The organism is Lacinutrix sp. (assembly GCF_023299985.1).
GTDB lineage: Bacteria > Bacteroidota > Bacteroidia > Flavobacteriales > Flavobacteriaceae > Lacinutrix.
In genome coordinates this window covers 1-23143 of the sequence record NZ_JALZVX010000034.1, presented here as the reverse complement: position 1 = coordinate 23143, position 23143 = coordinate 1, and the positions used below count along the sequence as shown (strand labels likewise).

Genomic DNA, 23143 nt, shown 5'->3' with positions numbered 1-23143 from the left:
AATAATAATAATAATAATAATAATAATAATAAGGAAGACTATTTATATTTTGCAGCTGTAAGCGCAGTTACAGCAAAAGAGCACAAATTAGCACTTCAATATTATTTAAAGCTAAAAAACTTAGACTACAAAGGAATTACAACTGAATACTATGCAATAAATAAGGCTACCAAAAAAAATGAATTATTTAGCTCTAGGAAAGTTAGAGATTCTTTAGTGAAATCTAGTTTTTATAGAAAGCCAAGAAAACGTAAAACGAAATCTAAAAAGCCAGAAATAGTAAAAAATATAGCTCTTATTTATATTGAACTTGGTGAAAATGAAAAAGCACTTCAAGCTGTTAAATATGCAATAGAAGAGAATCCAAAAGATAAAGAGTTAAGACTTACAGAAGCTAATATTTATTATAAAATAGGAGATATAGAAACATTTAAAAAACAGCTTGGGAAAATTTCAAAAAAGGAAAGAAAAAATGTGAATGTTTTATATAATTTAGGTGTAGTATCTGCACAATCTAATCAAGAAAAAGAAGCCATAAAATTTTACAAGAGAATTATTAAAATTAATCCAAATTATATTAATGCGTATGTAAATTTATCTGCAATAATTCTTAACAAAGAATTTGAAATAATTAAGGAAATGAATAACCTTGGAAACTCTAAAAAAGATAATAATCGCTACGATGAACTTGCTATTAAAAGAAAGGATGTGTATTGGGAAGCAATTCCTTATCTAGAAAAAGTGTTAGAAATAGACAGTAATAATCCTGAATTTGTAAAAACACTTTATAGTATTTATAAAGCTTTAGAACAAACTGAAAAAGTAAAAGCTTTAAAATTAAAATTTAGTTTTTAAATACATTTTGTAATAACCTATTTAATAAACTTAATTAAAAATAGTATCCTTTTCTTTATCAAGAAACCGCTTCTTTATAAACTTTTAAACAACGCTCTCTAGCTGCTTTGTGCTCTACAATTGGAGTAGAATAAGTAAGCTCTTGATAATCTGGAACCCATTTTTTTAAATAGTCATGCTGCTTATCAAACTTATCTATTTGAGTGGTAGGATTAAAAATTCTAAAATATGGAGCAGCATCCACACCACAACCTGCAACCCATTGCCAATTACCAATATTACTAGACATGTCGTAATCATGCAGCTTTAAAGCAAAATAGGCTTCACCTAAACGCCAATCTATTAGTAAATGTTTACATAAAAAACTACCAACAAGCATGCGTACACGATTGTGCATAAAACCTGTTTGGTTTAGTTGTCTCATTCCAGCATCTACCAAAGGATAACCTGTTTTACCTTCACACCAAGCTTTAAATTCAGTTTCATTGTTTCGCCATTCTATCCTGTCGTACTTTGGCTTAAAACTGTCTTTTGCAGTATGTGGAAAGTGCCATAGTATTTGCATAAAAAATTCTCGCCAAATCAATTCCTTTAAAAAAGTAATATTTTGTTGTTTAGATGCTTCATTTACCATTTTACGAACGCTTACAGTTCCAAAACGTAAATGTGGACCTAATTTTGAAGTATTGTCTTGAGCAGGAAAATTTCTTGTGGCTTCATAGTCTGCAATTAAAGTTGGTGTTACTGTATATTTTTGGACTTTAACTTTAGCTTCAGTAAAACCAATATCTTTTAACTCTAAATTCGAGGCTTCTTGAGGCTTTATAGTATTATTTAAAAGTTCTTCAGAAGGATAAAAAGTAATTCCATTCCTTTTATATTCATCTATCCAAATACGCGAAAAAGGAGTATAAACTCTATAAGGTGTTCCATCTTTTTTTACAATTTCATTTCGTTCAAAAATAACTTGATCTTTAAAGGTCTTAAAATTGATGTTATGAGAGGCTAATAGTGTCTCTATATTTTTATCTCTAGAAATGCCATAAGGTTCGTAATCACGATTTGTAAAAACAGATTCTATTGTATAACGTTCTATTAATTGTTTGTAAATAACCTCTGGAGTACCATAATATAAAGCAATAGTTGTATTATGTTTCTTTTTTAGAGTGTCTTGCATTGCTTCTAAACATTCATGTATAAAAGTTACACGAGCATCATCTTTTGGCAGCTTACTTAGTATTGTTTCATCAAAAATAAAGATTGGCAATACTGGTTTATCACTTTTTAAGGCCTTAAAAAAACCATGATTGTCTTCTAAACGCAAATCTCTTCTAAACCAAAATATATTTATTGCTTTTTTCATTTCTAGTATTTACCAAACATTTTTTCTAATTGTTCTTTTCTAAAATTAAAAATGGCATTTAATTTAGGTTTTACTAAAATAGGATGAATAAGTTGACCTAAAAAACCTAAAGGTACCTTATAATCTATAATATCTTCCATTTCAACACCTCCTTCGATTTCATGAATAAAATGTTTATGATGCCAAAAAGCATATGGTCCATATAATTGCAGGTCTACAAAATATTTTTTGTCTTCAAACTGCGTAATTTCACTAACCCATTTTGTTTTTATACCTGCTAACGGAGTAACACTGTATTGTAAAACTTGTCCAGCATACATAGTCTTGTCTGCTCCTGAAACAATTTTCATATTCATTTCCGAAGGTGTAAGTTTCGATAAATTTTCAGGATTACACAAAAAAGCCCAAGCTTGTTCTAAAGTTATGGGTAGTTTTTGTTTTTTATGTAGTGTGTAGATTTTCATATTTGTACTTGAAAATGTTATTTAAAATAATTTTTCTTGAATTTTTAAAAACAGACTTTACTATAGCATTAGTTATTTAATAATATATAAGCATTTAAAGATGTGGCAATTAATAACCAAACCATATATGGTAAAAGTAAATAGCTTTTATCTTTTATATTCTTGAAATTACTAAAGAAAAGGGTGAAAATAACAATAGTTAATGCAGATATAACAACCAAACCTAATGACACTAGATGTTGATTGAAAAACACATAGTTCCATATTACATTTAAAAACACTTGTAACGCAAATGCTAATCGAAGTTTATTACTGTCGTACTTTAAAAACAAATAGCCTAAATAGATTGAAAAACAAATCATTATTAGTGTCCAAGCTGCACCAAAAACCCAACCTGGTGGAGTCCAAGGTGCTTTATCCAGATTTATGTACCAACTTGTTTTTGGACCATTAGCCATTAATAAGTTCCCTATATATAAGCCTCCAAAGTTAATTGTTAAAAAGAAAATTATTTGCTTGGTTAACTTCATAACTATTTTAAATGTCTCGTTATTTTAGAACTATTAGGTTTTGTTGTGGAGTAGTAGTAATCTACTAATTCACCTTTAGGGCTTACCAAATATTTTTGAAAATTCCATTTTACTGTAGAACTAGAGCTACCGTTTATGCTCTTTTGTGTTAACCATTTGTATAATGGATGTGTTTTGTTTCCTTTTACTTCAATTTTTTCAGTAATTAAGAATGTTACACCATAATTTACTTGACAGAATGTTTCAATCTCATTAGCTCCTCCAGGTTCTTGGTTCCCAAATTGATTACAAGGTACTCCAATAATTACTAATGCATCTTTATACTTGTCATGTAAATTTTGTAATTCTTTGTATTGATTAGTAAAACCACATTTAGAAGCTACATTTACAAATAAAATGTGCTTGCCCTTAAACTTTGAAAATATAATAGGTTTTCCATTAAGACTATTAATTTCTACATTGTATATAGCTTCAATTCTATTGATCTGATTTTTTTCTTTAGAAAAAAAAGTACTAGCAAATATTTTAAAAGGATTCATATTTAAATTTTAAAACTTACAATACCGCAATCCATTTCAAAAATTTGCCCAGAAATAGAAGCCGCTTTTTCAGAAGTTAGAAATTCTGCCATATTTGCAACTTCTTCAGGATTTAAAAATTTCTTTAAAGGATGACGTTCTTTAATATTCTCAATCATTTTTTCGTTACGTAGTAACTTTGATGCCAATGTGGTATCTGTAACTGTAGGTGCAATTGCATTAACACGAATATTTGGTGCTAATTCTGCACCTAAAGATTTTGTTAAACCTTCTATAGCAGATTTTGAAGCAGCAACACTAGCATGATATGGCATACCTAATTTAGAAGCAACTGTACTAAACAAAAGGATAGAAGGAGTATTTCCTTTTTTTATTTTTGGCAAATAATGTTGTATAGATTTTACGGCTCCAATAACATTAATCTCAAAATCTTCTCTAAAATCATCAAGAGATAATCTAGAGATTGGTTTTAAATTAATACTTCCTGGGCAGTATATTAAAGTATCTACAAATTCTATTTCTGGCAGATCATCATTTAGGACATCACATGGATAATGTTTTAGGTTTGTGTGTGTTTGTTCAGGTTCTGTTCTACTAATATTATAAACCTTATTACCTTCAACAAGACTAGATATAATTGCTTTTCCAATGCCTTTACTCCCTCCTATAACTACAATGTTTTTCATATAAAAATACTTTTTTTAGATTTTATAGAAGTTACTATTTTGTATTGGCTGGCTTTAGTTTAATTTTCTATAGCACTAGTACTTCAATTTAAATGTTTATTGTTAATCTTTTAAATAATTCTGTAATTCTACAATTTTGGCTTGTGTTTTAAAGGCTCCACCATAATAAGAAGTTATAGTTGTAGATGCATCGTCTTTAATACCTCTAGACGAAACACACAAATGTTTTGCATCTATAATTACTGCAACATCTTCTGTGTTTAATATCGTTTTTAATTCACTTGCTATTTGGTTAGTTAAACGCTCTTGCACTTGAGGTCTTTTTGCAAAATGTTGAACTATTCTGTTTAATTTTGATAAACCAATAACTTTTCCTGAAGATATGTATGCAACGTGTGCTTTACCTATTATTGGAACAAAATGGTGCTCGCAGTTAGAATAAAACGTGATGTTTTTTTCAACAAGCATTTGGTTGTATTGGTACTTATTATCAAATAATGTAATGTCTGGCATATTTAAAGGATTTAAACCCGAAAATAATTCTTCAACATACATTTTGGCTACTCTCTTTGGAGTTCCTTTTAAAGAATCGTCTGCTAGGTCTAAACCAAGAACAGTCATTATTTCTTTAAAAAGATCTGCAATTTTTTCTTTTTTATCATCGTTAGATACCTCAAAAGCATCTTCTCTCATTGGTGTGTTTAAACCTGTAAACCAGTGACTGTCACCAATGGTTTTAATAGAGTCGTCATTTGTGTTTAAGTTATTTTCATTTGTAAGCAATTCTAAATCAGTCTTTTTCATCTGTATTTCTTATTTTATTAATATGTCAGATGCAGTTCGCTTCAAATCTAATATTCAAACAAATATTAATCCTTAGCTCGTGTCATAGCAATATTTACCTCTTACTTATTTTGTTGTGTGTTATTTGTTTTTGTCTTGAACATTTAAAACGTCCATCTTCAAAGTTTCTGTTTTTAGAATGTTTTGTTTTTCTACCTTGAACTCTAGCGCGCCACATTCTAAAACTACTAGATTTCATTTCTCTACGCATGAGTTCTATGACCTCTTGCTCTTTAATGCCAAATTGAAAGGTAATAGCATCAAAAGGAGTTCTGTCTTCCCATGCCATTTCTATAATGCGGTCTATATCTTCTATCGTGAAGTTTTCTGGACTATTGGGTTTGGAAATTATACTGCTCATCAAATTTTATTTTTTCATTTAAAAGCTTATTAAAAAATGGCTTATTTTCTTTTAACATTATGTTATTTTTAAAGTGAACAAATTTACCTTGTGCGTGAATACTAGAACCATTAGTTTTATAAATTACTAATTGGTAGTAAGGTATTGCCCAAGTGAAATTTTGTAAACCTTTTGTTATATGAATTAAAACACCATTGGGTCTCAATTCTATGTTTCCGTAATTAATATCTGATACTGAATTTAGATATTGTTTAAGGTTAGGACTAACATCATCAATAACCATGCGTTTAGAACCTATTCCTTTTAAATTTAAAATGTCATAAAAACCAAAGGCTTTACCAACTAATTTTTTTATTAATTCTTTATTCTCTTTACTAGAATATGTAGTATCTAAAACCATGAGGGAACACTTTGTTATTAGTTAGTTTAACAAATTTACAAAATGTTTAACGTTTAATCTAAAAAGTTAAACACTATTAACAAAAGATTATATTTAACGTGTTTAGTTAGCATTTACCATTCTTTTTCTATTGTTAACAGTGTGGCGTTTTAAAATACGATAAGCTTCTTTTTTAACAAGAGTATCATCTTTTAAATTCCAAAGTATTTTACTTGCTTTATTTCGAGATTCTTTTTCATTAACAATAGGAAACGGATAATCTTTACCAAGTTCAAAACCTGTTAATTGTTGATCGAAATAAGACAGCTTTTGAGGTTCGTGAATATAAGGTGCTTCAAGCATTGCTAGTTCTGGAACCCATTTTTTAATAAACTCGCCTTTTGGGTCATGCTCTATACTATTTTTTATTGGGTTATAAATACGTAACATATTAATACCAGTTTCACCAGCTTGCATTTGTATTTGTGGATAATGTATGCCAGGTTCAAAGTCTAAAAACATAGCAGCCAAATGTTCGCTCATAGCTTGCCAAGGTTGCCATAAATTATGAGTAAAAAAAGAAACAACCATAGCACGCATTCTAAAATTTAAGTAACCCGTTTCGTTTAAACATCGCATACAAGCATCTACTAATGGGTAACCTGTTTGTCCTGTTTTCCAAGCCTTTTGATACTCTTTATTTTCTAACTTATTAAGATTATGATAGCCTTTATTTACACTATTAAATTCCATTAAATGCTCCATTTCAAATTTCTGTATAAAATGTGCTTGCCAACGTAAACGGGACATAAATGCATTTAAATGTCTTTTGTGTTTGCCTTGTTCTCTTAGTTCTGCAGCTAAATTTATAACCTGTCTAACCGATAAGTTTCCCCAAGCTATGTAAGGTGATAAACGGCTGCAACCTGTTCTTGCTTCTATAGGTTTACTTATATGAAACATATAATTTGAATAGCGATCTTTAAAAAATGAACGCATATATTTTAATCCTGTAGTTGTACCTCCTTTTTGAAAATTTTTGTTTTCAAAAGTTGTTAAATCTGTTACATTAAAATCTATTTCTAAAGTTTTAATTTCATTAATTAATAACAATTGCTTTTCTTTTGGTTGGAATAGGTGATAGGGAAGATTCATAAAATCGTTCCAATCTTCAAACCAAGTCTTTCTACTATTTATACCACGAATAATAGCGTTGTTTTTGTTTTCTGTCCAAACAATAGTTTCTTTTTTACAAAATTTAGCAAAGGTTAAATCACGCTCGAATGTTGATAAAATTCCTGTTTCTTGATGCGAGTATATATGAGTTACTGTATAGTGTTCTTGTAGTTTTGATATAACAGACTCAATAGTATCATTAACTACTAAAACTTGAGATTCTAAAGCTTTTAAAGAATGGTTTAAATCCTCGAGTGCTTGTTTTACAAAATTCCAATGGCGAGAACTGTAATGTTTATCGTTAATTAAAAAGTCTTCAAAAATGTAAAGAAAAAGTACACGTTTACCAGAATTTATAGCACGTTCAACAGCTTCATTATCTTGTAAACGAAGATCTCTTTTAAACCAAACTATTTGTAATTCTTGCTTCATAATTTCCTGAGACGTCAGGATTATTTTTATTTCTAAAAATTTAAAAACTATCTGGATTTACGATAATATTTTTTGCTCTTTTTTTTAATTCATATAAATCTTCAGCTTTCATCTTATTTAATAAACTATACATCATTTTCATTCTAAAAATATCTCCTAGCTTTTCGCGTTTATCGTCTAAAAAATTCCAATACAAACTATTAAAAGGGCAAGCTTTATCGCCTATTTTTTCTTTTTTATTGTAATGGCAATCATCACAATAATTACTCATTTTATTAATATAACTTCCGCTAGAAACATAGGGTTTTGTTGCTATTTTCCCACCATCTGCAAATTGGCTCATACCACGTGTATTTGGTAATTGAACCCATTCTACAGCATCTACATATATGCCTAAATACCATGCGTCTACTTCGTCTGGATTAATTTGGGTAAGTAATGCATAGTTACCAGTAATCATTAAACGTTGTATGTGGTGTGCGTAACCATTATCTAAAGAATTGTTTATCGCGTTTTTTAGGCAATTCATTTTTGTGTTACCAGTCCAGAAAAAATTTGGCAGCTTGTTTGTGTTTTCTAAATAGTTTAAAGATTTATAATCTGGCATTAAAGCCCAATACATACCACGCATGTATTCTCGCCAGCCAATAATTTGCCTTATAAAGCCTTCAACTTGAGAAATATTAATGTCTTCACCATGCTTTCTCCAATAATTTAAAACAGTAGTTACAATAGCCTTTGGTGAAATTATTTTACAATTCATTGCAAAAGATAAACGCGAGTGAAAGAGGTAAACTTGCTCTGTATGCATTGCATCTTGATAATCACCAAAATGAACTAATAAATGTTCGCAAAAATATTTGAGTTGCTCAAGTGCTTGCGTTCTATTAATTGGATACTCGAAATACTTAGATTTAAAATGGCCAATAGTTTCAATGTTTTCAGACTTTAAAAGGCTAACTATATCTGAAACTTCATTGTTAAACGCCTTAAAATCAGGAATACTTTCCTTTTCTTTCCATTTGTTTCTGTTACTTTTATCGAAATTCCATTTCCCACCTTCTGGTTGGTTGGCAACCATTAAAACGTCATGCTTTTTACGCATGTCTCGATAAAACTTCTCCATAAGCCATTGCTTTTTATCTTTAAAAAAGGTGGCTAAATCTTGTCTTTTAGTATAGAAATGTTCTGTTGAATGTATTTCGGTTTCTATAGAAAGTGCTTTACAAAATGTAGAAAGTTGGTGGTCTAACCTATACTCATCTGGCTCTTGGTATTCAAATTTTTCAATACCATGTGTTTCAATTAACTGTTTAAGATTACTTGAAAGGTTTTGAGTATTACTCTTAGAATCCAAATTATAATAAACAACCTCACAGCCTTTAGATTCTATCTCTTTTGAAAACTCACGCATGGCTGCAAAAAAGCCAATCACTTTTTGAATGTGATGTTTTACGTAATCTGTTTCTTGTTTCATTTCAAGCAAGCAATACACATAGTTACCTTGTTCGCCTTGAAACCAAGAGTGTTTACTGTTAAGTTGGTCTCCTAAAATTAATCTTAATGTTTTCAAATTATATTTTTAAAATAATGAATCTTGTAACCATAAACGTTGAAAATTTCCATTACTATCATACCGTTCTGCCTGTAGTTTAACATTGAATTTTCTATCTCTTGGGTCGTTACCAACACCAGAAACATAAAGCCAATTTCCATAGTTACTGTGCACATCGTAATCTATTAGCATAGACTCAAAGTAAGCAGCACCAATACGCCAATCTAGTTTTAGTGTTTTTGAAAAATAGCTTGCCACATTTTGTCTGCCACGATTACTCATCCATCCTGTTTTTTGTAACTCTATCATGTTGGCATTTACAAAAGGCTCATTTGTTTGTCCGTTAATCCATTTCTGGATGTCTTTTTCGAAAGTGTACCACTGGTATTCTTTGTCTAAAATACCACCAATTTTAAAGATTTTATTAGCATGTTTTAAAGAAACATATTTAAAATAATCTCTCCAAATGAGTTCGAAAATTAACCAATAAGTAGATTCATTTTTAAAATGAAGGGCTTCAAACTCTTTAACTTTGTAATAGATAGTTTTAGCACTTAAACTTCCATTAGCCAACCAAGGTGAGAATTTTGAACTAAAGTCTTTACCTATTAAACCGTTTCTCGTTTTTTTATAAAACCCAAGTTTTTTGGTTTCAAAAAAATAATAATCTAAATGTTTTAATGCTTCGGTTTCACCTCCTTTTAGAGGAAATGCTGAATGTGGATGGTTTTCGAAATCCTCGAAACCTAAATCTTGTAAAGTTGGAATACTGGTTGTGTTTTTTAGAGGGACTTGCTGTTTTTCATTATTAAAAATTTTGCTTTCAGCTCTTATTTTAGATTGCTTTTCAACATGTTTTCTAAAATTTGTAAACACGATTGGTAAATTTTTAATTTCGAAATTTAAATCTTCAGGATGATATAAAAACTGATCATAGTCCTGATAAATCGTAAAATCTTCATCCCAAACAGTTCTTACTAAATTGTAAGCATCATTTTCTTCTTTGGTCCATTCTTTTTGAAGGTATAAAGCATCAAAATGAAACTGTGCTTCTAAATTAGCAATACACGTTTCAGGATAATCATTATAAACGTAAAGTGGAATACCTAAATTGAATAGCTGTGCTTTTAAATCTATTATAGTTTCTATTAGAAATTTTGCTCTATATTTTTCTGTTTTTTTAAAACCAAACCTATCTTCTTTAAAATGTTTTGGATCAAAGCAATAGACTGCAATTACAGTTTCACTATTATTTATGGCGTTTGAGAGCGCATTGTTATCTTTTATTCTTAAGTTTTTTCTAAACCAAACTAAACTGGTTACGTTTTGTTTTTGCTGCATTTATTACTACAATATTTTACATTTCCCCACTCTTTTGCCCATTTTTTTCGCCATGAAAAAGGTAATCCACAAGTAATACAGGTTTTAGAGGGTAAGTTTTGTTTTTTAACTCCTTTAGGCATTTGCAAGTTTATTTATCATTCCTTTAAATATAAACCCATGAAAAGGGAATACACTGTACCAGTATAATCTTCCAGCCAAGCCTTTAGGTCTAAAAATAGCACGTTGGTAAACTTTGCCTTTAGCAACTCTAAACTCAAGCCATGCTTCTCCTGGTAGCTTCATCTCTGCAAAAAGTAATAGACGTTTGTTTTCTTCGTCTATTAAAAGTACACGCCAAAAATCTAAAGCGTCACCAGTTTTTATGGTGTTTTTATTTGTACGTCCTCTTCTAAGACCAATACCACCAACTAGCTTATCTATATAACCACGTATCTTCCACAATATGGTTCCATAATACCAACCGTTTTCTCCGCCAATGGCACATATTTTTGCAAATGTGCGTGTATCGTCTAAAACTTTTTGTTCTTTAATATCTTTAAAGCAACCATATTTTGGAACGTTAATATATTTACTAGAAATTTGTTTTTTTTGGTTGCCACTTGCAAAAGAATCTTTCCAGCTTGAAACTATACTATTTTGTTTAATTTTAACGAATGCAAACTCTAAAGCTTTATCATAACTCATAGGTTTTACATCAAGTATTTTATTAATGTCGCTTGTATTTCCAATGATTTCAACTCCCATACTATTTACTAATGTTCTAGCAAGCTTATAAGATGTAGAGGTTACAAAGTATAACCAGTAGCTAGACAATTGAGCTGTCATTATTGGAAATGTAATAATGGTTCTTTTTAAGTTTCTTGACTTTGCAAAACTTAATAAAAGTTCTTTATATGTTAGTATTTCGGGTCCAAAAATATCGTAAGATGTGTTGTATAATCTTTCATCTCCTAAACCTCTGGTTAAAAAGGTAAGTACATCTCTAATTGCAATAGGTTGTGTTTTTGTATTTAACCATTTTGGAGCCACCATTACAGGTAGTTTTTCTACTAAATCTCTAATAATTTCAAAAGACGAACTTCCAGAACCTACAATTATTCCTGTTTTAAATACCGTTAATGCATATTTAGAAGATTCTAACACCTTTTCTACATTCTTACGAGATAATAGGTGAGTAGAGAGTTTTGTATCGTTTGTAATACCACTTAAATATATAACTTGCTTACAATTAGTTTGTTCTAAAGCAAGTTTAAAATTAATGGCACAATCGTTTTCCATTTTCTGAAAACTAGAAATAGAATTCGACATAGAGTGAATAAGATAATAAGCAGCATCTATATCTTCTGGAATATTTTTTAAAGTATCGTTATTTAAAAAATCGACCTCTATAACTTGAACGTTATCTTCTTCACTATACCGTTTTTCTTTTCTAAGTTTACCTCTAACTGCACAAATTACAGTATGGCCTTGCTCTATAAGTAAAGGTATAATACGTTTACCTATATAACCTGTAGCACCTGTAACAAGTATTTTCATGTCTTCAAATTATTGGTTAATTATTATTAATAATTGTTTATAGTTTTGGTCTTTGGTAAGGTAATCTCTCTTTTAATTTTGGAAACGCATAACCATCTAAACCATTAATACTTGCAATATTTGCTTGCGAAAGGTTTATAAAACCATCATCTGTTACTAGTCCATCTTTAATAAATAAACCTTGAATTTCTCCTAAAACTAAAATAGTTCCATTTTCCTTTATATTGTATTCTCCAACAAATTTCATTTGCAATTGAATAGGAGCGTCTTTAACAAAAGGTGCGTGGCAATCTGTTTTATATTCTGAAACTAATGTTGTTTTATCAAATTCTGAAACACCTGATTCGTATTTAGCTGAAGTATGATGGGCTTCTTCAAAATTTAATTCATGTATAGGATTAATAGTATAAACACCAGTTTCTTTAATATTGTTATACGTATTTCGAGTAAAAGTTGTTGGTCTACTAAAAAAACCAAGTATTGGAGGATTTGAACCTACATGAGTTACAGAACTAAATACTGCAACGTTCTCTATACCATCTTTAGATTTAGTACCAATAAGATTTGCAGACTTAAATCCAGAACAACTATTGATAAGGTTTATTTTATATAAATGTTTAAGTGCATTAATATTTTCTAAACTAAAATACTGCATTTATAATGTTTTGAAATTGTTAATTTTAATATCTTTTGCTTTTAAATCGAACATTAAATTATACAAGCCAAAGAAAGTACGATTTATATATATAAAGTGCTTAGAACCTCTATTACCATTCATTTTACGTAACTCTGTGCTTTTACTATATTTTTGACCAAGCTCTGTTATTTTACCAAAAAATTCTGAACTAGAAAAATCGAAAGTCTCTACATGGAATGGTTGTGTAAAAAGGCTTAACATTTCGTGAAACATGATAGAAAAGAATTCTAATTCTTCAGGAGAATCATCTTCACGAAGAATTTCTAATTCAAACATTTTTTCATTAAATATTTCAGGATTATTGATGCTTTCTTCTTTTGCTAACTCGAAATAAGGTACATAAAACTCATCTGGAATTGTTTTCATACACCCAAAATCTAAAGCTATTAACTCAGCTTCTTTCGAGATTAAAAAATTACCAGGATGTGGATCTGCATGCACTTTTTTTAATTTATGCATTTGAAACATGTAGAAATCCCATAATGCTTGACCTAACTTATTTGCTTTGTCTTGGTCTGTGTTATAAGCAGTAAATTCACTTAAATGTTCACCTTCCATCCAATCCATGGTTATTATCCTTTCAGAAGATAGTTCTTCATAATATTCTGGAAATTTTAAGTTTGGAATGTGTTTACAAGCAGCAACTATCTCTTTACTCTGTGCTACTTCAAGAACATAATTGGTTTCTTCTACTAGTTTACTTTCTACTTCTTCAAAATATTTGTCTTTATCTTTCCCTTTAATGTTAAACATTTGAATAGCAATAGGTTTTACCATTGCTAAATCGCTAGAAATGCTATCTGCGACACCAGGATATTGAATTTTCACAGCAAGTTTCTTCCCATCTTTTTCTGCTAAATGCACTTGGCCAATACTGGCAGCATTTACAGAAGTAGAGTCAAAGGTGTCGTAGATTTCATTTGGTAATTTCCCAAAATATTTTTTAAAGGTTTTTATTACTAAAGGTGCAGAAAGTGGAGGAACAGAGAATTGCGATAATGAGAATTTTTCCACATATGCTTGTGGTAAAATACTTTTTTCCATACTTAACATTTGTGCAACTTTTAAAGCACTGCCTTTAAGTTTTTTTAAACCGTCGTAAATGTCTTCAGCATTATTCTCGTTTAAACGAGATTTAGCTTCGTCTTCAGTTTTAGTTAATTTATCTCCATAATATTTAAGATAATTAACGCCAACTTTTGCACCAGTTTGTACTAGTTTAGAAGCACGTTGTATTTTTGAAGTTGGTATTCTATCTATAGTTTTCAATAGTTATTTTGTTTTATTAGTTCATTTTTACTTTTTCTTTGAAAATAAATTTTCCAAAGTCAATTAAACTTTTAAGAGGCGCAATATTTAGCACATCGAAACTTGTGTTTACAGATTTTTCAATAAAAATATCGGTTTTCTCGAAGCTAGAAGAGGTGTCATCTATCCAGAATTTCATAGTTAGTAATAATTGTAACCATGCAGTTTCTGTGAGACCTCTGTTTTGTATTTTATCTAAACGTTCTTCTTTAATGTCTATTAATTCAATACCTAAGTCTTTGATGTAGTGTGTAAAACTAGATTTTAGTTCTGCTAATGCTTTATAAGATTTTAAACTGTTTTTGTGCTGATGTAAAGCATAAACAACATAACTTCTATTGGCTGTTAAGTTCTCGAAGAACGTAAAGTAATAACTTAGTAATTTATTTCTTGGCTCAAAACCTGTGTAGTCTTCACTCTTGTGTAATGCAGCTATAGTGTTGTCATGAAACGCTTTAAAGACATGTTTTTCTACAGCTTCAAAATTACCAAAATATTCATAGAATTTTGACTCATCAAAGTTGTTGTGTTTTGCAAAGCTGTAAACAGATTTAGGTTGATGATCATGTTCTAAAACATAATCCATATAGAATGAAATGATATCATTCTCTGCAATATTTTTCTTTTTAGCCATCATATAATTATTAGATAGCATAAAGATACAAAATGTTTAACTATTTAGGTGTTTTGTTAAACAAAATTAATATAAGATTATGATTTAGCAATTTTTGGTATCACAGCATTGTTCTTCTTTAACCAATTTACAGCCATAAACTGCTATAATAGCTCCTAGAATGGGAGCAGAAATATATAACCATAGATATTGAAAATTCCCTGTAAATAGAGCAGGAGCAATAGATCTAATTGGGTTCATAGATGCTTTTGTCATTGGTCCTGCAAACATAGCTTCAAGTAATATTATACTTCCAACAGCTACAGCTGCCATTGTTCCAATTTCTTTGCTTCCAGTAGAAACATTTATAATGACTACCATTAAAAAGAAAGTGAGAATAAATTCTAAAATAGCAGCTTTATAAGGCGGAAAGCCATCTGATGGAACAGTTTCACCTAAAAACTGACTTTCGGGAAAAAGAAACCACAAAAGCCCACTAGCTAAAACGGCACCTATTAATTGAGCTAAAGCATATTTTGGTACTTCTTTCCAAGCAAACTTTTTTGCAATAGCAAAACCTATAGACACTGCAGGATTAAAATGTGCTCCAGAAATGTCTCCAAAAGCATAAATCATGGCCATAACAATTAATCCCCAAACAGTTGCAACACCTACGTGAGAGATACTTCCATTGGTGATTTCGTTTATGGTCATAGCTCCTGTTCCACAAAATATCATGGCGAATGTTCCTATAGTTTCAGCGTAATATTTTTTCATATTTACTTTCCGCGAAAGCGGTAATCTTTAAATTTTTTCCTTATTTACTTCGAAATATGGTCAGAAAAAAATATTTGAATTATTATACAAAGATACAATCTCTTATTTTATGGTTTTATTAACAATAACAATATTAACAAATGCGTAATTTTACCAGCATTAAAAAAACACTAACACATTTAAATATTATGAAAAATTTAGTAATGATTGTATTGGTATTTGCAGCCTCTTTTACTGTAAATGCTCAAATTGAAACACCACAACCAAGTCCATTTACAAAAGTAGAACAGAAAGTTGGTTTAACAGACATGACTTTAGAGTACTCAAGACCAGGAATGAGAGGTCGTACTATTTTTGGAGACTTAGTGCCTTATGGAAAAATATGGAGAACAGGAGCTAACAAAAACACTATTGTGTCTTTTAGCGATAATGTAACTATTGGAGGTAAAGAAGTAAAAGCTGGAGCTTATTCTGTTTTTACAACACCAAACAATAAGTCTTGGGAAGTTGTTTTCTATTCTGATACTGAAAATTGGGGAACACCACAAAAATGGGATGAGAGCTTAGTTGCTTCTAAGGTAACTGTGGATGCTATGAAAATGCCAATGAAAATGGAAACATTTACTATGCTTTTTGACGATTTATCTAATGATTCTGCAGTTTTAGGTATATTATGGGAAAACGTTTATGTTGGAGTAAAAATTGATGTACCAACTTCTAAAAAAGTGAAAGCAAGTATTACTAAAACAATGGCAGGACCTGCTGCTGGAGATTATTATGCTGCAGCTCGTTATAACTTAGAGTCTAATGGAGATATCAAGCAAGCTGTAGAGTGGATTGATAAGTCTGTAGAAATGAGTAAAGATGCTCCAAAATTTTGGGTACTACGTCAACAATCTTTAATCCATGCAAAAGCTGGTAACAAGAAAAATGCAATAAAAGCTGCAAAAGCATCTTTAGCAGGAGCAGAGAAAGCTGGAAATACTGATTATGTTAAATTAAACAAAGATTCTCTTAAAGAATGGGGAGCAATGTAATATTTGATTAATCGATCTATGGATCTTTGAGTTCTTAGATATTTAAAAAAGCGCAATCGTGAGATTGCGCTTTTTTTATTCATGATCTTCAAGTTGAAATATTTCCTCTACAGGAATTTTAAATAATTTTGATAGTTTTAAAGCGAGTACTGTAGATGGTACATACTTATTTTTCTCCATTGCATTAATGGTTTGCCTGCTAACGCCTATTTTTTCTGCTAGACTTGCTTGTGTTAAATCGAGAATAGCACGTTGTACTTTTATGTTATTCTTCATTGCTATTAGATTTTAGTTTTAAGAAGTTATAACGGATGATAAAGAAAATAAGAGGTGTAAACATATTAAAAATTAAGACATCAAAAAATGTCATGTTATAAATAAAAATTGTTGCTAATAGTAAAACAATATAATTTACTATCATAGCCCAAACAAAAGAGTCTGTTCTTAATTTTGATATAAACTCATCTTCAATTTTTTCTTTAGAGAGTGCAATTAATAGACCTCCAGTAATAATCATAATTGCTATAATTTCACTTAAAACACCTGTTGTAATGATTGAGAATAATTCTCTTCTATCACTTCCATAAAAAGTTTCATCTAAAATTGAAAGTACAGGTAAAGTGATGGTATCATCATCAATATTTTCGAAGTAGGACAAGAGTCCTAAAATTAATCCTGGAAGAAATAATACCCAACCAATAATTTTGTACTTGTTTGGGAGTAAATAATTTGTGTTCATAATGTTCGATTTTTTGATTATTGAATTAATTGATTAATCAAATGTAAAGTAAACTTTACAAAAAGACAATATATTTTTACTAAAAGTTAAATTAATTTTACTTTTAAAGACTATTAACTAAAAAACACCATCATTTGATGGTGTTTTTTAGTTAATTCTAAAATATTATGTTTAAGCTCTAAACGTTAGCTAAATCTGTATTTTTAGTATTAAAACTTTGTAACAAAAAAGCAACTGCAATTACAATTACACAGCCCAAGAAATTTAACCACAAAAACGGAAGGTTAATTATCTCAAAGTGGTCTAATAAAAACAATCCTATTACAAGAAACTGTGTAATAAAAGCAGCAATAAATACTGCATTAGCTTTTACATATTTAAAGAAGAAGCCTAATAAAAAGATACCTAAAACATTGCCATAAAAAATGGAACCAATAATATTTACTAGCTGTATTAAATTCTCGGCTAGATTAGCAACAGAGGCGACACCAATAGCAAGAACTCCCCAAAGTAGTGTAAACCACCTTGAAGCTTTTACCATTTGTGCTTCAGTTTTTTCACCAACACGATGTTTATATAAATCTATAGTTGTTGTACTTGCTAAAGCGTTTAATTCGCTTGCAGTACTAGACATAGCTGCAGATAGTATTACTGCTAATAATAAACCAATTAAACCTCTTGGTAAATTATTTAATATAAAATGTATAAATACGTAATCCTTATCGTTGCTTTCAACTTTAGTGCCTTTTGCTTCACCTGCTTTATCTATAAGGTCTCTTCCTTTTTGTCTTAGTTTATCATTTTCTATATTATAGAATGCTATTTCAGAAGATTCAATCTCACCATCAAGCGAAACATAATCATTTATAACCGTTTTTTTATTTTCAAAAAGCACCTTTTGGTCTTCTTGTAATGCTTTATATTCATCGGCATATTTAGAATCTAAAACTACTTCTGTAGCAGTAGGATTAAAACTTAAAGGTGCTTGATTAAATTGATAAAAAACAAATACCATAACACCAACAAACAGAATAAAAAACTGCATTGGTATCTTTAATAAGCCATTAAAGACAAGGCCTAACTGCATTTCTCTAACCGATTTCCCTGATAAGTAACGCTGCACTTGACTTTGATCTGTACCAAAATAAGAAAGCATTAAAAATGTACCACCTATAATACCTGTCCAAAAAGTATAACGGTTATTCAAATCGAAAGAAAAATCAAGCACTTTCATTTTTCCGCTAGCTCCAGCAATATCTATAGCTTTTGAAAATGAAATATCCTGTGGTAATTTGTTTAATATAAGTACGAAAGCGATAATCATTCCAGTGAAAATAACAATCATTTGATGCTTCTGCGTTACGTTTACTGCCTTTGTACCACCAGAAACGGTATAAATAATTACCAATACACCAATAATAACGTTCAGTAATAATAAGTTCCAACCTAATACTGCAGATAATATAATAGCAGGAGCGAAGATGGTTATTCCTGCTGCTAAACCACGTTGAATAAGAAATAAAATTGCAGTTAATGTTCTGGTTTTTCTATCGAATCTATTTTCTAGAAACTCGTAAGCTGTATAAACTTTTAATCTATGGTATAATGGTATAAATACCATACAAATAACAATCATGGCAATTGGCAATCCAAAATAAAACTGCACAAAGCCCATGCCATCGTTAAATGCTTGTCCTGGAGTAGATAGAAACGTAATAGCACTTGCTTGTGTTGCCATTACAGATAAACCTATGGTCCACCATTTTGAGTTATTACCTCCTTTTAAATAGTCTTCTACGTTTTTACTGCCTCTGGTTTGAATAGTACCATAAATTACTATGGTTAATAATGTTCCTATTAAAACAACCCAATCTAATGTTTGCATAATTTAAAACGCTTTTGTTATTATGTAAAACGCAACTATATACGCTGCATTAGCTACTAATATTAAAGTGAATAGTTTATTCCACTTGTATTTTGGTTGGTTATCTTTCATGTTTTAGTTTTTTAGTCCAGAATCATTAGCAATATCTTTCTTCCCAATACTCAACATATTTGCAAATAATCTGTAAGCACCAGAAACTCCTGCTGGAAACTCTCTAAAGAAACTTAAACCTGTATAAATATAATGTCCTTTACCATGTTTTGCAATAAGTAAACTTCCTGTTTTTGGTGTTTCACCTTTATCGTGCATAGATAGAATAGGTGAAAATTCGCTAGCCCATTCTTTAGGGAAATATAAACCACGTTCTTGAGTCCAACCTTTAAAATCGTTTTGAGTAATTTTATTTGGACTGTTTAAAACTTCATGATTAGGGTTTACAAAAGTAACATCGGCAAACTCGTCTGTAACGCGATCACGCGATAGTTTTAAGTTGTAAGGTGCTAAATTATCAACCTTAAGTCTATGGCTTGTGTTGTACTGTACAATCATGTTTCCACCAGAAGCTACAAAATCGAACAAGATATCTTGTTTGAAATTTAATGCTGCTACAGTATTATAAGCACGAATTCCAACAACAACTGCATCAAATTTACTTAAGTTTTTGGTTGTAATATCTTCTGGGTTTATAGTAACCACATTGTAACCTATTTGTTTTAAGCTTTCTGGTACAACATCACCTGCACCTTCAATATATGCAATGTTTTCGCCACGTTTTTTAATATCTAAACGTACAATTTTACTTTCGCTAGGTAGTAAAACCGTTTGAAACGGAATATGGTCGTAATTAATTTCAATAAGCTCTTTAGTATATACTTTACTTCCAATTGTAACCTTTGGAGTTAGGGTTCCTTCGCTTTGGTTTTTAGGTGGAATAACTGTAAAAATAACAACTTGTTCTTGACCTTTATATTCAATATTTATCTTTTGTTGCTTAGGGAAAACGCTCCAGTCTTTAGGATAATTTAATGCAATAGAACCTTCTAAATTGTCGCGTCCTGCTTTTACTACAACTGGAATTTCTTTTTGTGTATCGTTTTCAAAAATGATTACTTTTTCAGTAATTCTCGCTGAAGCTTCAGGAATAATTTCGAAAGGTTTGTACACTTCTCCTTTTACAGGATCATTAGTTTTATATATAACTGGTTTTGTAAAAGAAATAGGAGTGCCTTCTATGTTTAGATTAAATTGTACAGTTGCAGTTCTTAAAGTTTCAGGTAAACCAATCCAGTTTTTGTTTTTCACTTTATACATTCCTAAGGTTCCTTTTTCTTCTAACCAGTAAGGAACAGAATACTTGTCTTCAGTAGAAACATAAAAGTCTTGCTTTGATTTTTGAGAACTGTTATTTGTTAAGTTTATATTCTTTGCTATTGTTTTTCCATCATCAGATTTAGTGATAGATAATAATTCAATATTAGAATCACTTCTATTAATAGCTTCAATGTTTAATTGTATTTTATTATTTAAACTACTAAAGCTTTCTGAAGCTGCTGCTTCTAAATACAAGCCACTACAAGCTTCAATAATCGCTTTTATCTCTTTAGTTTTAATAGTTTTCCAATGTTCGTTTTCTATATTTTGGATTAAACTGAAGGCTTTAACTAATTCCGGAATTGAAGCTGAAGGATTTGTAAAATTAAAATTACTTTGTACTTTTTCAAGAATATTACCAATAGCTTTTCCGGCTTTAACACGATTCCATGAGGTATCAATCCCATCAAAAACGTTGCTTTTGTCTTTTGGTAAATCGCCTTTAATTAATTCTATGTATTCTATTTGTTTACCACGAGTTCCTGTGTTTCCAAAACCTTGAGATTTATGTTGACTACGACTTAAAGCTGCAATTTCGTTATTACTTAAACCAGAATTTGGATAATACTCACCAACATCAAAACTTAATAAATTAGTTTTATCTGCAGCTTTAAATTTTTCACGACTACCATAAGCCCACCATGAAGTGTTATAAAATTCGCGCTTTGGTTGCCATGTTCCGTATTGTTGTGTTTGATTTGGATAAGCTGCTTTATCGCCTGCTAAATCGAAAGCCTCAAAACTTAACATTGCAGAACTTGTATGGTGTCCATGTGTGGTTCCTGGAGTTCTGTGGTTAAAACGGTTAATAATAATATCTGGTTTAAATTGACGAATAGCCAAAACAACATCGCTTAACACTTCTTCTTTATTCCAAATGGCTAAAGTTTCATCTGGATGTTTAGAATACCCAAAATCGTTTGCTCTTGTAAAACGTTGCTCACCACCATCTGTACGTCTTGCAGCTAATAATTCTTGAGTTCTAATAACACCTAAAAGTTCTCTAATTTCTGGTCCAATAAGGTTTTGTCCACCATCTCCACGCGTTAAAGAAAGATAGGCAGTACGTGCTTTTACATGGTTTGCCATGTAAGATATTAAGCGTGTGTTTTCATCATCAGGATGTGCTGCAACATATAAAACAGAACCTAAGAAATTAAGCTTTTCTATAGATTCGTATATTTCTGAAGCGTTTGGTTTATTTGGTTGTTGTGCGAAGCTATTTATTGATAATAAACAAACAAATAGGAGAGAGGTAACAGTTTTAAGCATTGTTTTTTATTTGAATTGGACTCGAATAGAGACGAGTATTCAAATATAAACAATCACTTTTTTAATTTTAGGTTTTAGGTTTTCTTTAACTATTAAATAACTTTCTTAATAACACGAAGTTTGTGAGTATGCATATTGGTATCCACATTATAAATACCAGAATGATCTAATCTATCTATTCTAACCTTACCATGTGCATGAATAATGTAATTATCTTGCATAATAATACCAACGTGTACAATATTACCTTCAGCATTATCAAAAAAAGCTAAATCACCAGGTTCACTTTCTTCAATAAAACTTAAAGCTTCACCTTGTGTTGCTTGTTGAGACGCATCACGAAGTAACATATAGCCATTTAATTTATAAACCATTTGCGTAAAACCAGAACAATCAATACCAAAAGGTGTTTTTCCTCCCCAAAGATAAGGTGCGTTTAAATAGTTAAAAGCAGCCGTGATTAGTTCGTTTTTATCTTTTTTTTCTTCGGTAATTAATCCGTCAAAAGTGTGTTCTAAAAGCGATAAACCATTAAGCTGAGAGCCTAACGGAATAGAATAAAGTTGTTGATTTTTATCTTGAATAAATTCTATTAAATCTGAAGATAACTTAGGTGTTTCTTGTCTTATGGCATCATAAACCTCTTTAGTTATTTCAAAAAGTTGTTTAATATCTATCCATCCTTCATATTTATCGAAAGCCAAACGGATTTTACACCAAGATTTACGCATTTCTATAATTTTAAACACGTCTCCATACAAAACTTGCGATACCATTTCGCTGGTATCGCTAGCTTCAAGTCTTAAAGGAACTATGCTTAAATTACAAATGCCGTATTGCATTTATTTTAGATTGTATTAATATTATTTTATAAAAATTCTAAGTATTAGCATTCTAGCAAAACTAATTACTGCAAGAATACTGTCTACTTATTTTAAGAACGTTCTAATACTAATGCAGATGCACCACCACCACCATTACAAATAGCTGCGGCTCCTATTTTAGCATCATTTTGTTCTAATACATTTAGTAGCGTAATTAATATTCTAACACCAGAACATCCTAAAGGATGACCTAAAGAAACAGCACCACCATTAACGTTTACATTACTATCGTTAAGTCCTAATATTTTCATGTTAGCTAAACCAACAACAGAGAATGCTTCGTTAAATTCAAAGAAATCAACATCGTTAATGTCAACACCTGCTCTTTTTAATGCTTTAGGTAAAGCTACAGAAGGAGCAGTTGTAAACCACTTTGGTTCGTGAGCTGCATCTGCATAGCCTTTTATAGTTGCTAAAGGTTTTAAACCTAGTTCGTTTGCTTTTTCTTTACTCATTAGTACCATTGCACCAGCACCATCGTTTATTGTAGATGCATT

At 30.4% G+C, this 23143-nt stretch carries 24 protein-coding genes and 1 pseudogene; 2 read left to right on the top strand and 23 right to left on the bottom strand.

Features of this window, described 5'->3' with window-relative positions; genetic code table 11:
• Nucleotides 1-855, top strand: an 855-nt coding sequence (locus tag Q0C58_RS01925; RefSeq protein ID WP_290696743.1) for a tetratricopeptide repeat protein, incomplete at its 5' end; no start/stop codon positions are given.
• A 58-nt stretch (nucleotides 856-913) separates the two neighbouring features.
• On the opposite strand, the gene Q0C58_RS01920 is transcribed toward Q0C58_RS01925, so the two are convergent.
• The 17 genes from Q0C58_RS01920 to Q0C58_RS01840 all read right to left on the bottom strand — a co-directional run bounded on the left by Q0C58_RS01920 (nucleotide 914) and on the right by Q0C58_RS01840 (nucleotide 15458).
• Nucleotides 914-2218 carry a deoxyribodipyrimidine photo-lyase gene (locus tag Q0C58_RS01920; RefSeq protein ID WP_290696741.1) on the bottom strand — a complete coding sequence of 435 codons (1305 nt, stop codon included), beginning with the start codon at nucleotides 2216-2218 and terminating at the stop codon, nucleotides 914-916.
• 2 nt (nucleotides 2219-2220) lie between these two features.
• Nucleotides 2221-2682 carry an SRPBCC family protein gene (locus tag Q0C58_RS01915; RefSeq protein ID WP_290696740.1) on the bottom strand — a complete coding sequence of 154 codons (462 nt, stop codon included), beginning with the start codon at nucleotides 2680-2682 and terminating at the stop codon, nucleotides 2221-2223.
• 68 nt (nucleotides 2683-2750) lie between these two features.
• Entirely contained in the window at nucleotides 2751-3212 is a 462-nt protein-coding gene (locus tag Q0C58_RS01910) for a TspO/MBR family protein (RefSeq protein WP_290696739.1), read from the bottom strand.
• A 2-nt stretch (nucleotides 3213-3214) separates the two neighbouring features.
• Nucleotides 3215-3751 carry a glutathione peroxidase gene (locus Q0C58_RS01905; RefSeq protein ID WP_290696738.1) on the bottom strand — a complete coding sequence of 179 codons (537 nt, stop codon included), beginning with the start codon at nucleotides 3749-3751 and terminating at the stop codon, nucleotides 3215-3217.
• A gap of 2 nt (nucleotides 3752-3753) precedes the next feature.
• On the bottom strand, nucleotides 3754-4437 hold the full coding sequence (locus tag Q0C58_RS01900) for an SDR family oxidoreductase (protein ID WP_290696736.1): 684 nt from the start codon (nucleotides 4435-4437) through the stop codon (nucleotides 3754-3756).
• Nucleotides 4438-4539: 102 nt separating this feature from the next.
• Complete coding sequence (folE, locus tag Q0C58_RS01895) at nucleotides 4540-5241, bottom strand: GTP cyclohydrolase I FolE (protein ID WP_290696734.1); 702 nt, start codon at nucleotides 5239-5241, stop codon at nucleotides 4540-4542.
• 94 nt (nucleotides 5242-5335) lie between these two features.
• Nucleotides 5336-5641: a TIGR03643 family protein gene (locus Q0C58_RS01890; protein WP_290696732.1), complete on the bottom strand. Its 306-nt coding sequence runs from the start codon at nucleotides 5639-5641 to the stop codon at nucleotides 5336-5338.
• Nucleotides 5613-6041, bottom strand: a complete 429-nt coding sequence (locus Q0C58_RS01885; RefSeq protein ID WP_290696730.1) for a hypothetical protein — start codon at nucleotides 6039-6041, stop codon at nucleotides 5613-5615. The genes Q0C58_RS01890 and Q0C58_RS01885 overlap by 29 nt, the downstream gene beginning before the upstream one ends.
• A 102-nt stretch (nucleotides 6042-6143) precedes the next feature.
• Nucleotides 6144-7628, bottom strand: coding sequence for a deoxyribodipyrimidine photo-lyase (locus tag Q0C58_RS01880; RefSeq protein WP_290696728.1), 1485 nt, complete (start codon nucleotides 7626-7628; stop codon nucleotides 6144-6146).
• 40 nt (nucleotides 7629-7668) lie between these two features.
• Entirely contained in the window at nucleotides 7669-9201 is a 1533-nt protein-coding gene (locus Q0C58_RS01875; protein ID WP_290696726.1) for a cryptochrome/photolyase family protein, read from the bottom strand.
• A 9-nt stretch (nucleotides 9202-9210) separates the two neighbouring features.
• The gene (locus Q0C58_RS01870; protein WP_290696724.1) at nucleotides 9211-10524 is read right to left on the bottom strand and encodes a DASH family cryptochrome; all 1314 of its coding nucleotides are present in this window, start codon (nucleotides 10522-10524) and stop codon (nucleotides 9211-9213) included.
• Nucleotides 10503-10646, bottom strand: coding sequence for a DUF2256 domain-containing protein (locus Q0C58_RS01865; protein WP_290696722.1), 144 nt, complete (start codon nucleotides 10644-10646; stop codon nucleotides 10503-10505). Before Q0C58_RS01865 ends, Q0C58_RS01870 begins: the two co-directional genes overlap by 22 nt.
• Nucleotides 10639-12063, bottom strand: coding sequence for an SDR family oxidoreductase (locus Q0C58_RS01860; protein WP_290696720.1), 1425 nt, complete (start codon nucleotides 12061-12063; stop codon nucleotides 10639-10641). Before Q0C58_RS01860 ends, Q0C58_RS01865 begins: the two co-directional genes overlap by 8 nt.
• Before the next feature lie 37 nt (nucleotides 12064-12100).
• Nucleotides 12101-12718, bottom strand: a complete 618-nt coding sequence (locus Q0C58_RS01855) for a flavin reductase (RefSeq protein WP_290696718.1) — start codon at nucleotides 12716-12718, stop codon at nucleotides 12101-12103.
• The gene (locus Q0C58_RS01850; protein ID WP_290696717.1) at nucleotides 12719-14029 is read right to left on the bottom strand and encodes an AarF/UbiB family protein; all 1311 of its coding nucleotides are present in this window, start codon (nucleotides 14027-14029) and stop codon (nucleotides 12719-12721) included.
• Between the two features lie 16 nt (nucleotides 14030-14045).
• Entirely contained in the window at nucleotides 14046-14702 is a 657-nt protein-coding gene (locus tag Q0C58_RS01845) for a TetR family transcriptional regulator C-terminal domain-containing protein (RefSeq protein WP_290696745.1), read from the bottom strand.
• An 84-nt stretch (nucleotides 14703-14786) separates the two neighbouring features.
• Nucleotides 14787-15458, bottom strand: coding sequence for an aquaporin (locus Q0C58_RS01840; protein ID WP_290696715.1), 672 nt, complete (start codon nucleotides 15456-15458; stop codon nucleotides 14787-14789).
• A 188-nt stretch (nucleotides 15459-15646) separates the two neighbouring features.
• Between Q0C58_RS01840 and Q0C58_RS01835 the strand changes: the two genes are divergently transcribed.
• A complete protein-coding gene (locus Q0C58_RS01835) occupies nucleotides 15647-16495 on the top strand; it encodes a DUF2911 domain-containing protein (protein ID WP_290696713.1) in 849 nt (282 codons plus the stop codon).
• Nucleotides 16496-16570: 75 nt separating this feature from the next.
• Here Q0C58_RS01835 and Q0C58_RS01830 read toward each other — a convergent pair whose 3' ends face one another.
• The 6 genes and pseudogenes from Q0C58_RS01830 to Q0C58_RS01805 form a co-directional block, all read right to left on the bottom strand.
• Nucleotides 16571-16771, bottom strand: a complete 201-nt coding sequence (locus Q0C58_RS01830) for a helix-turn-helix transcriptional regulator (RefSeq protein WP_290696711.1) — start codon at nucleotides 16769-16771, stop codon at nucleotides 16571-16573.
• The gene (locus Q0C58_RS01825) at nucleotides 16761-17234 is read right to left on the bottom strand and encodes a hypothetical protein (RefSeq protein WP_290696709.1); all 474 of its coding nucleotides are present in this window, start codon (nucleotides 17232-17234) and stop codon (nucleotides 16761-16763) included. Before Q0C58_RS01825 ends, Q0C58_RS01830 begins: the two co-directional genes overlap by 11 nt.
• 178 nt (nucleotides 17235-17412) lie before the next feature.
• Nucleotides 17413-19119: a sodium:solute symporter gene (locus tag Q0C58_RS01820; RefSeq protein WP_290696707.1), complete on the bottom strand. Its 1707-nt coding sequence runs from the start codon at nucleotides 19117-19119 to the stop codon at nucleotides 17413-17415.
• Nucleotides 19120-19233: 114 nt separating this feature from the next.
• Entirely contained in the window at nucleotides 19234-21762 is a 2529-nt protein-coding gene (locus tag Q0C58_RS01815; RefSeq protein ID WP_290696705.1) for a PIG-L family deacetylase, read from the bottom strand.
• A 92-nt stretch (nucleotides 21763-21854) separates the two neighbouring features.
• The gene (locus Q0C58_RS01810) at nucleotides 21855-22604 is read right to left on the bottom strand and encodes a C40 family peptidase (RefSeq protein ID WP_290696703.1); all 750 of its coding nucleotides are present in this window, start codon (nucleotides 22602-22604) and stop codon (nucleotides 21855-21857) included.
• Nucleotides 22605-22696: 92 nt separating this feature from the next.
• A pseudogene (locus Q0C58_RS01805) lies at nucleotides 22697-23143 on the bottom strand (acetyl-CoA C-acetyltransferase); the annotation flags it as partial.

Coding starts and splice junctions, on each gene's coding strand:
- Q0C58_RS01920 (WP_290696741.1), bottom strand. CDS start 2,218: ATGAAAAAAGCAATAAATATATTTTGGTTTAGAAGAGATTTGCGTTTA.
- Q0C58_RS01915 (WP_290696740.1), bottom strand. CDS start 2,682: ATGAAAATCTACACACTACATAAAAAACAAAAACTACCCATAACTTTA.
- Q0C58_RS01910 (WP_290696739.1), bottom strand. CDS start 3,212: ATGAAGTTAACCAAGCAAATAATTTTCTTTTTAACAATTAACTTTGGA.
- Q0C58_RS01905 (WP_290696738.1), bottom strand. CDS start 3,751: ATGAATCCTTTTAAAATATTTGCTAGTACTTTTTTTTCTAAAGAAAAA.
- Q0C58_RS01900 (WP_290696736.1), bottom strand. CDS start 4,437: ATGAAAAACATTGTAGTTATAGGAGGGAGTAAAGGCATTGGAAAAGCA.
- folE (WP_290696734.1), bottom strand. CDS start 5,241: ATGAAAAAGACTGATTTAGAATTGCTTACAAATGAAAATAACTTAAAC.
- Q0C58_RS01890 (WP_290696732.1), bottom strand. CDS start 5,641: ATGAGCAGTATAATTTCCAAACCCAATAGTCCAGAAAACTTCACGATA.
- Q0C58_RS01885 (WP_290696730.1), bottom strand. CDS start 6,041: ATGGTTTTAGATACTACATATTCTAGTAAAGAGAATAAAGAATTAATA.
- Q0C58_RS01880 (WP_290696728.1), bottom strand. CDS start 7,628: ATGAAGCAAGAATTACAAATAGTTTGGTTTAAAAGAGATCTTCGTTTA.
- Q0C58_RS01870 (WP_290696724.1), bottom strand. CDS start 10,524: ATGCAGCAAAAACAAAACGTAACCAGTTTAGTTTGGTTTAGAAAAAAC.
- Q0C58_RS01865 (WP_290696722.1), bottom strand. CDS start 10,646: ATGCCTAAAGGAGTTAAAAAACAAAACTTACCCTCTAAAACCTGTATT.
- Q0C58_RS01860 (WP_290696720.1), bottom strand. CDS start 12,063: ATGAAAATACTTGTTACAGGTGCTACAGGTTATATAGGTAAACGTATT.
- Q0C58_RS01855 (WP_290696718.1), bottom strand. CDS start 12,718: ATGCAGTATTTTAGTTTAGAAAATATTAATGCACTTAAACATTTATAT.
- Q0C58_RS01845 (WP_290696745.1), bottom strand. CDS start 14,702: ATGGCTAAAAAGAAAAATATTGCAGAGAATGATATCATTTCATTCTAT.
- Q0C58_RS01840 (WP_290696715.1), bottom strand. CDS start 15,458: ATGAAAAAATATTACGCTGAAACTATAGGAACATTCGCCATGATATTT.
- Q0C58_RS01835 (WP_290696713.1), top strand. CDS start 15,647: ATGAAAAATTTAGTAATGATTGTATTGGTATTTGCAGCCTCTTTTACT.
- Q0C58_RS01830 (WP_290696711.1), bottom strand. CDS start 16,771: ATGAAGAATAACATAAAAGTACAACGTGCTATTCTCGATTTAACACAA.
- Q0C58_RS01825 (WP_290696709.1), bottom strand. CDS start 17,234: ATGAACACAAATTATTTACTCCCAAACAAGTACAAAATTATTGGTTGG.
- Q0C58_RS01820 (WP_290696707.1), bottom strand. CDS start 19,119: ATGCAAACATTAGATTGGGTTGTTTTAATAGGAACATTATTAACCATA.
- Q0C58_RS01815 (WP_290696705.1), bottom strand. CDS start 21,762: ATGCTTAAAACTGTTACCTCTCTCCTATTTGTTTGTTTATTATCAATA.
- Q0C58_RS01810 (WP_290696703.1), bottom strand. CDS start 22,604: ATGCAATACGGCATTTGTAATTTAAGCATAGTTCCTTTAAGACTTGAA.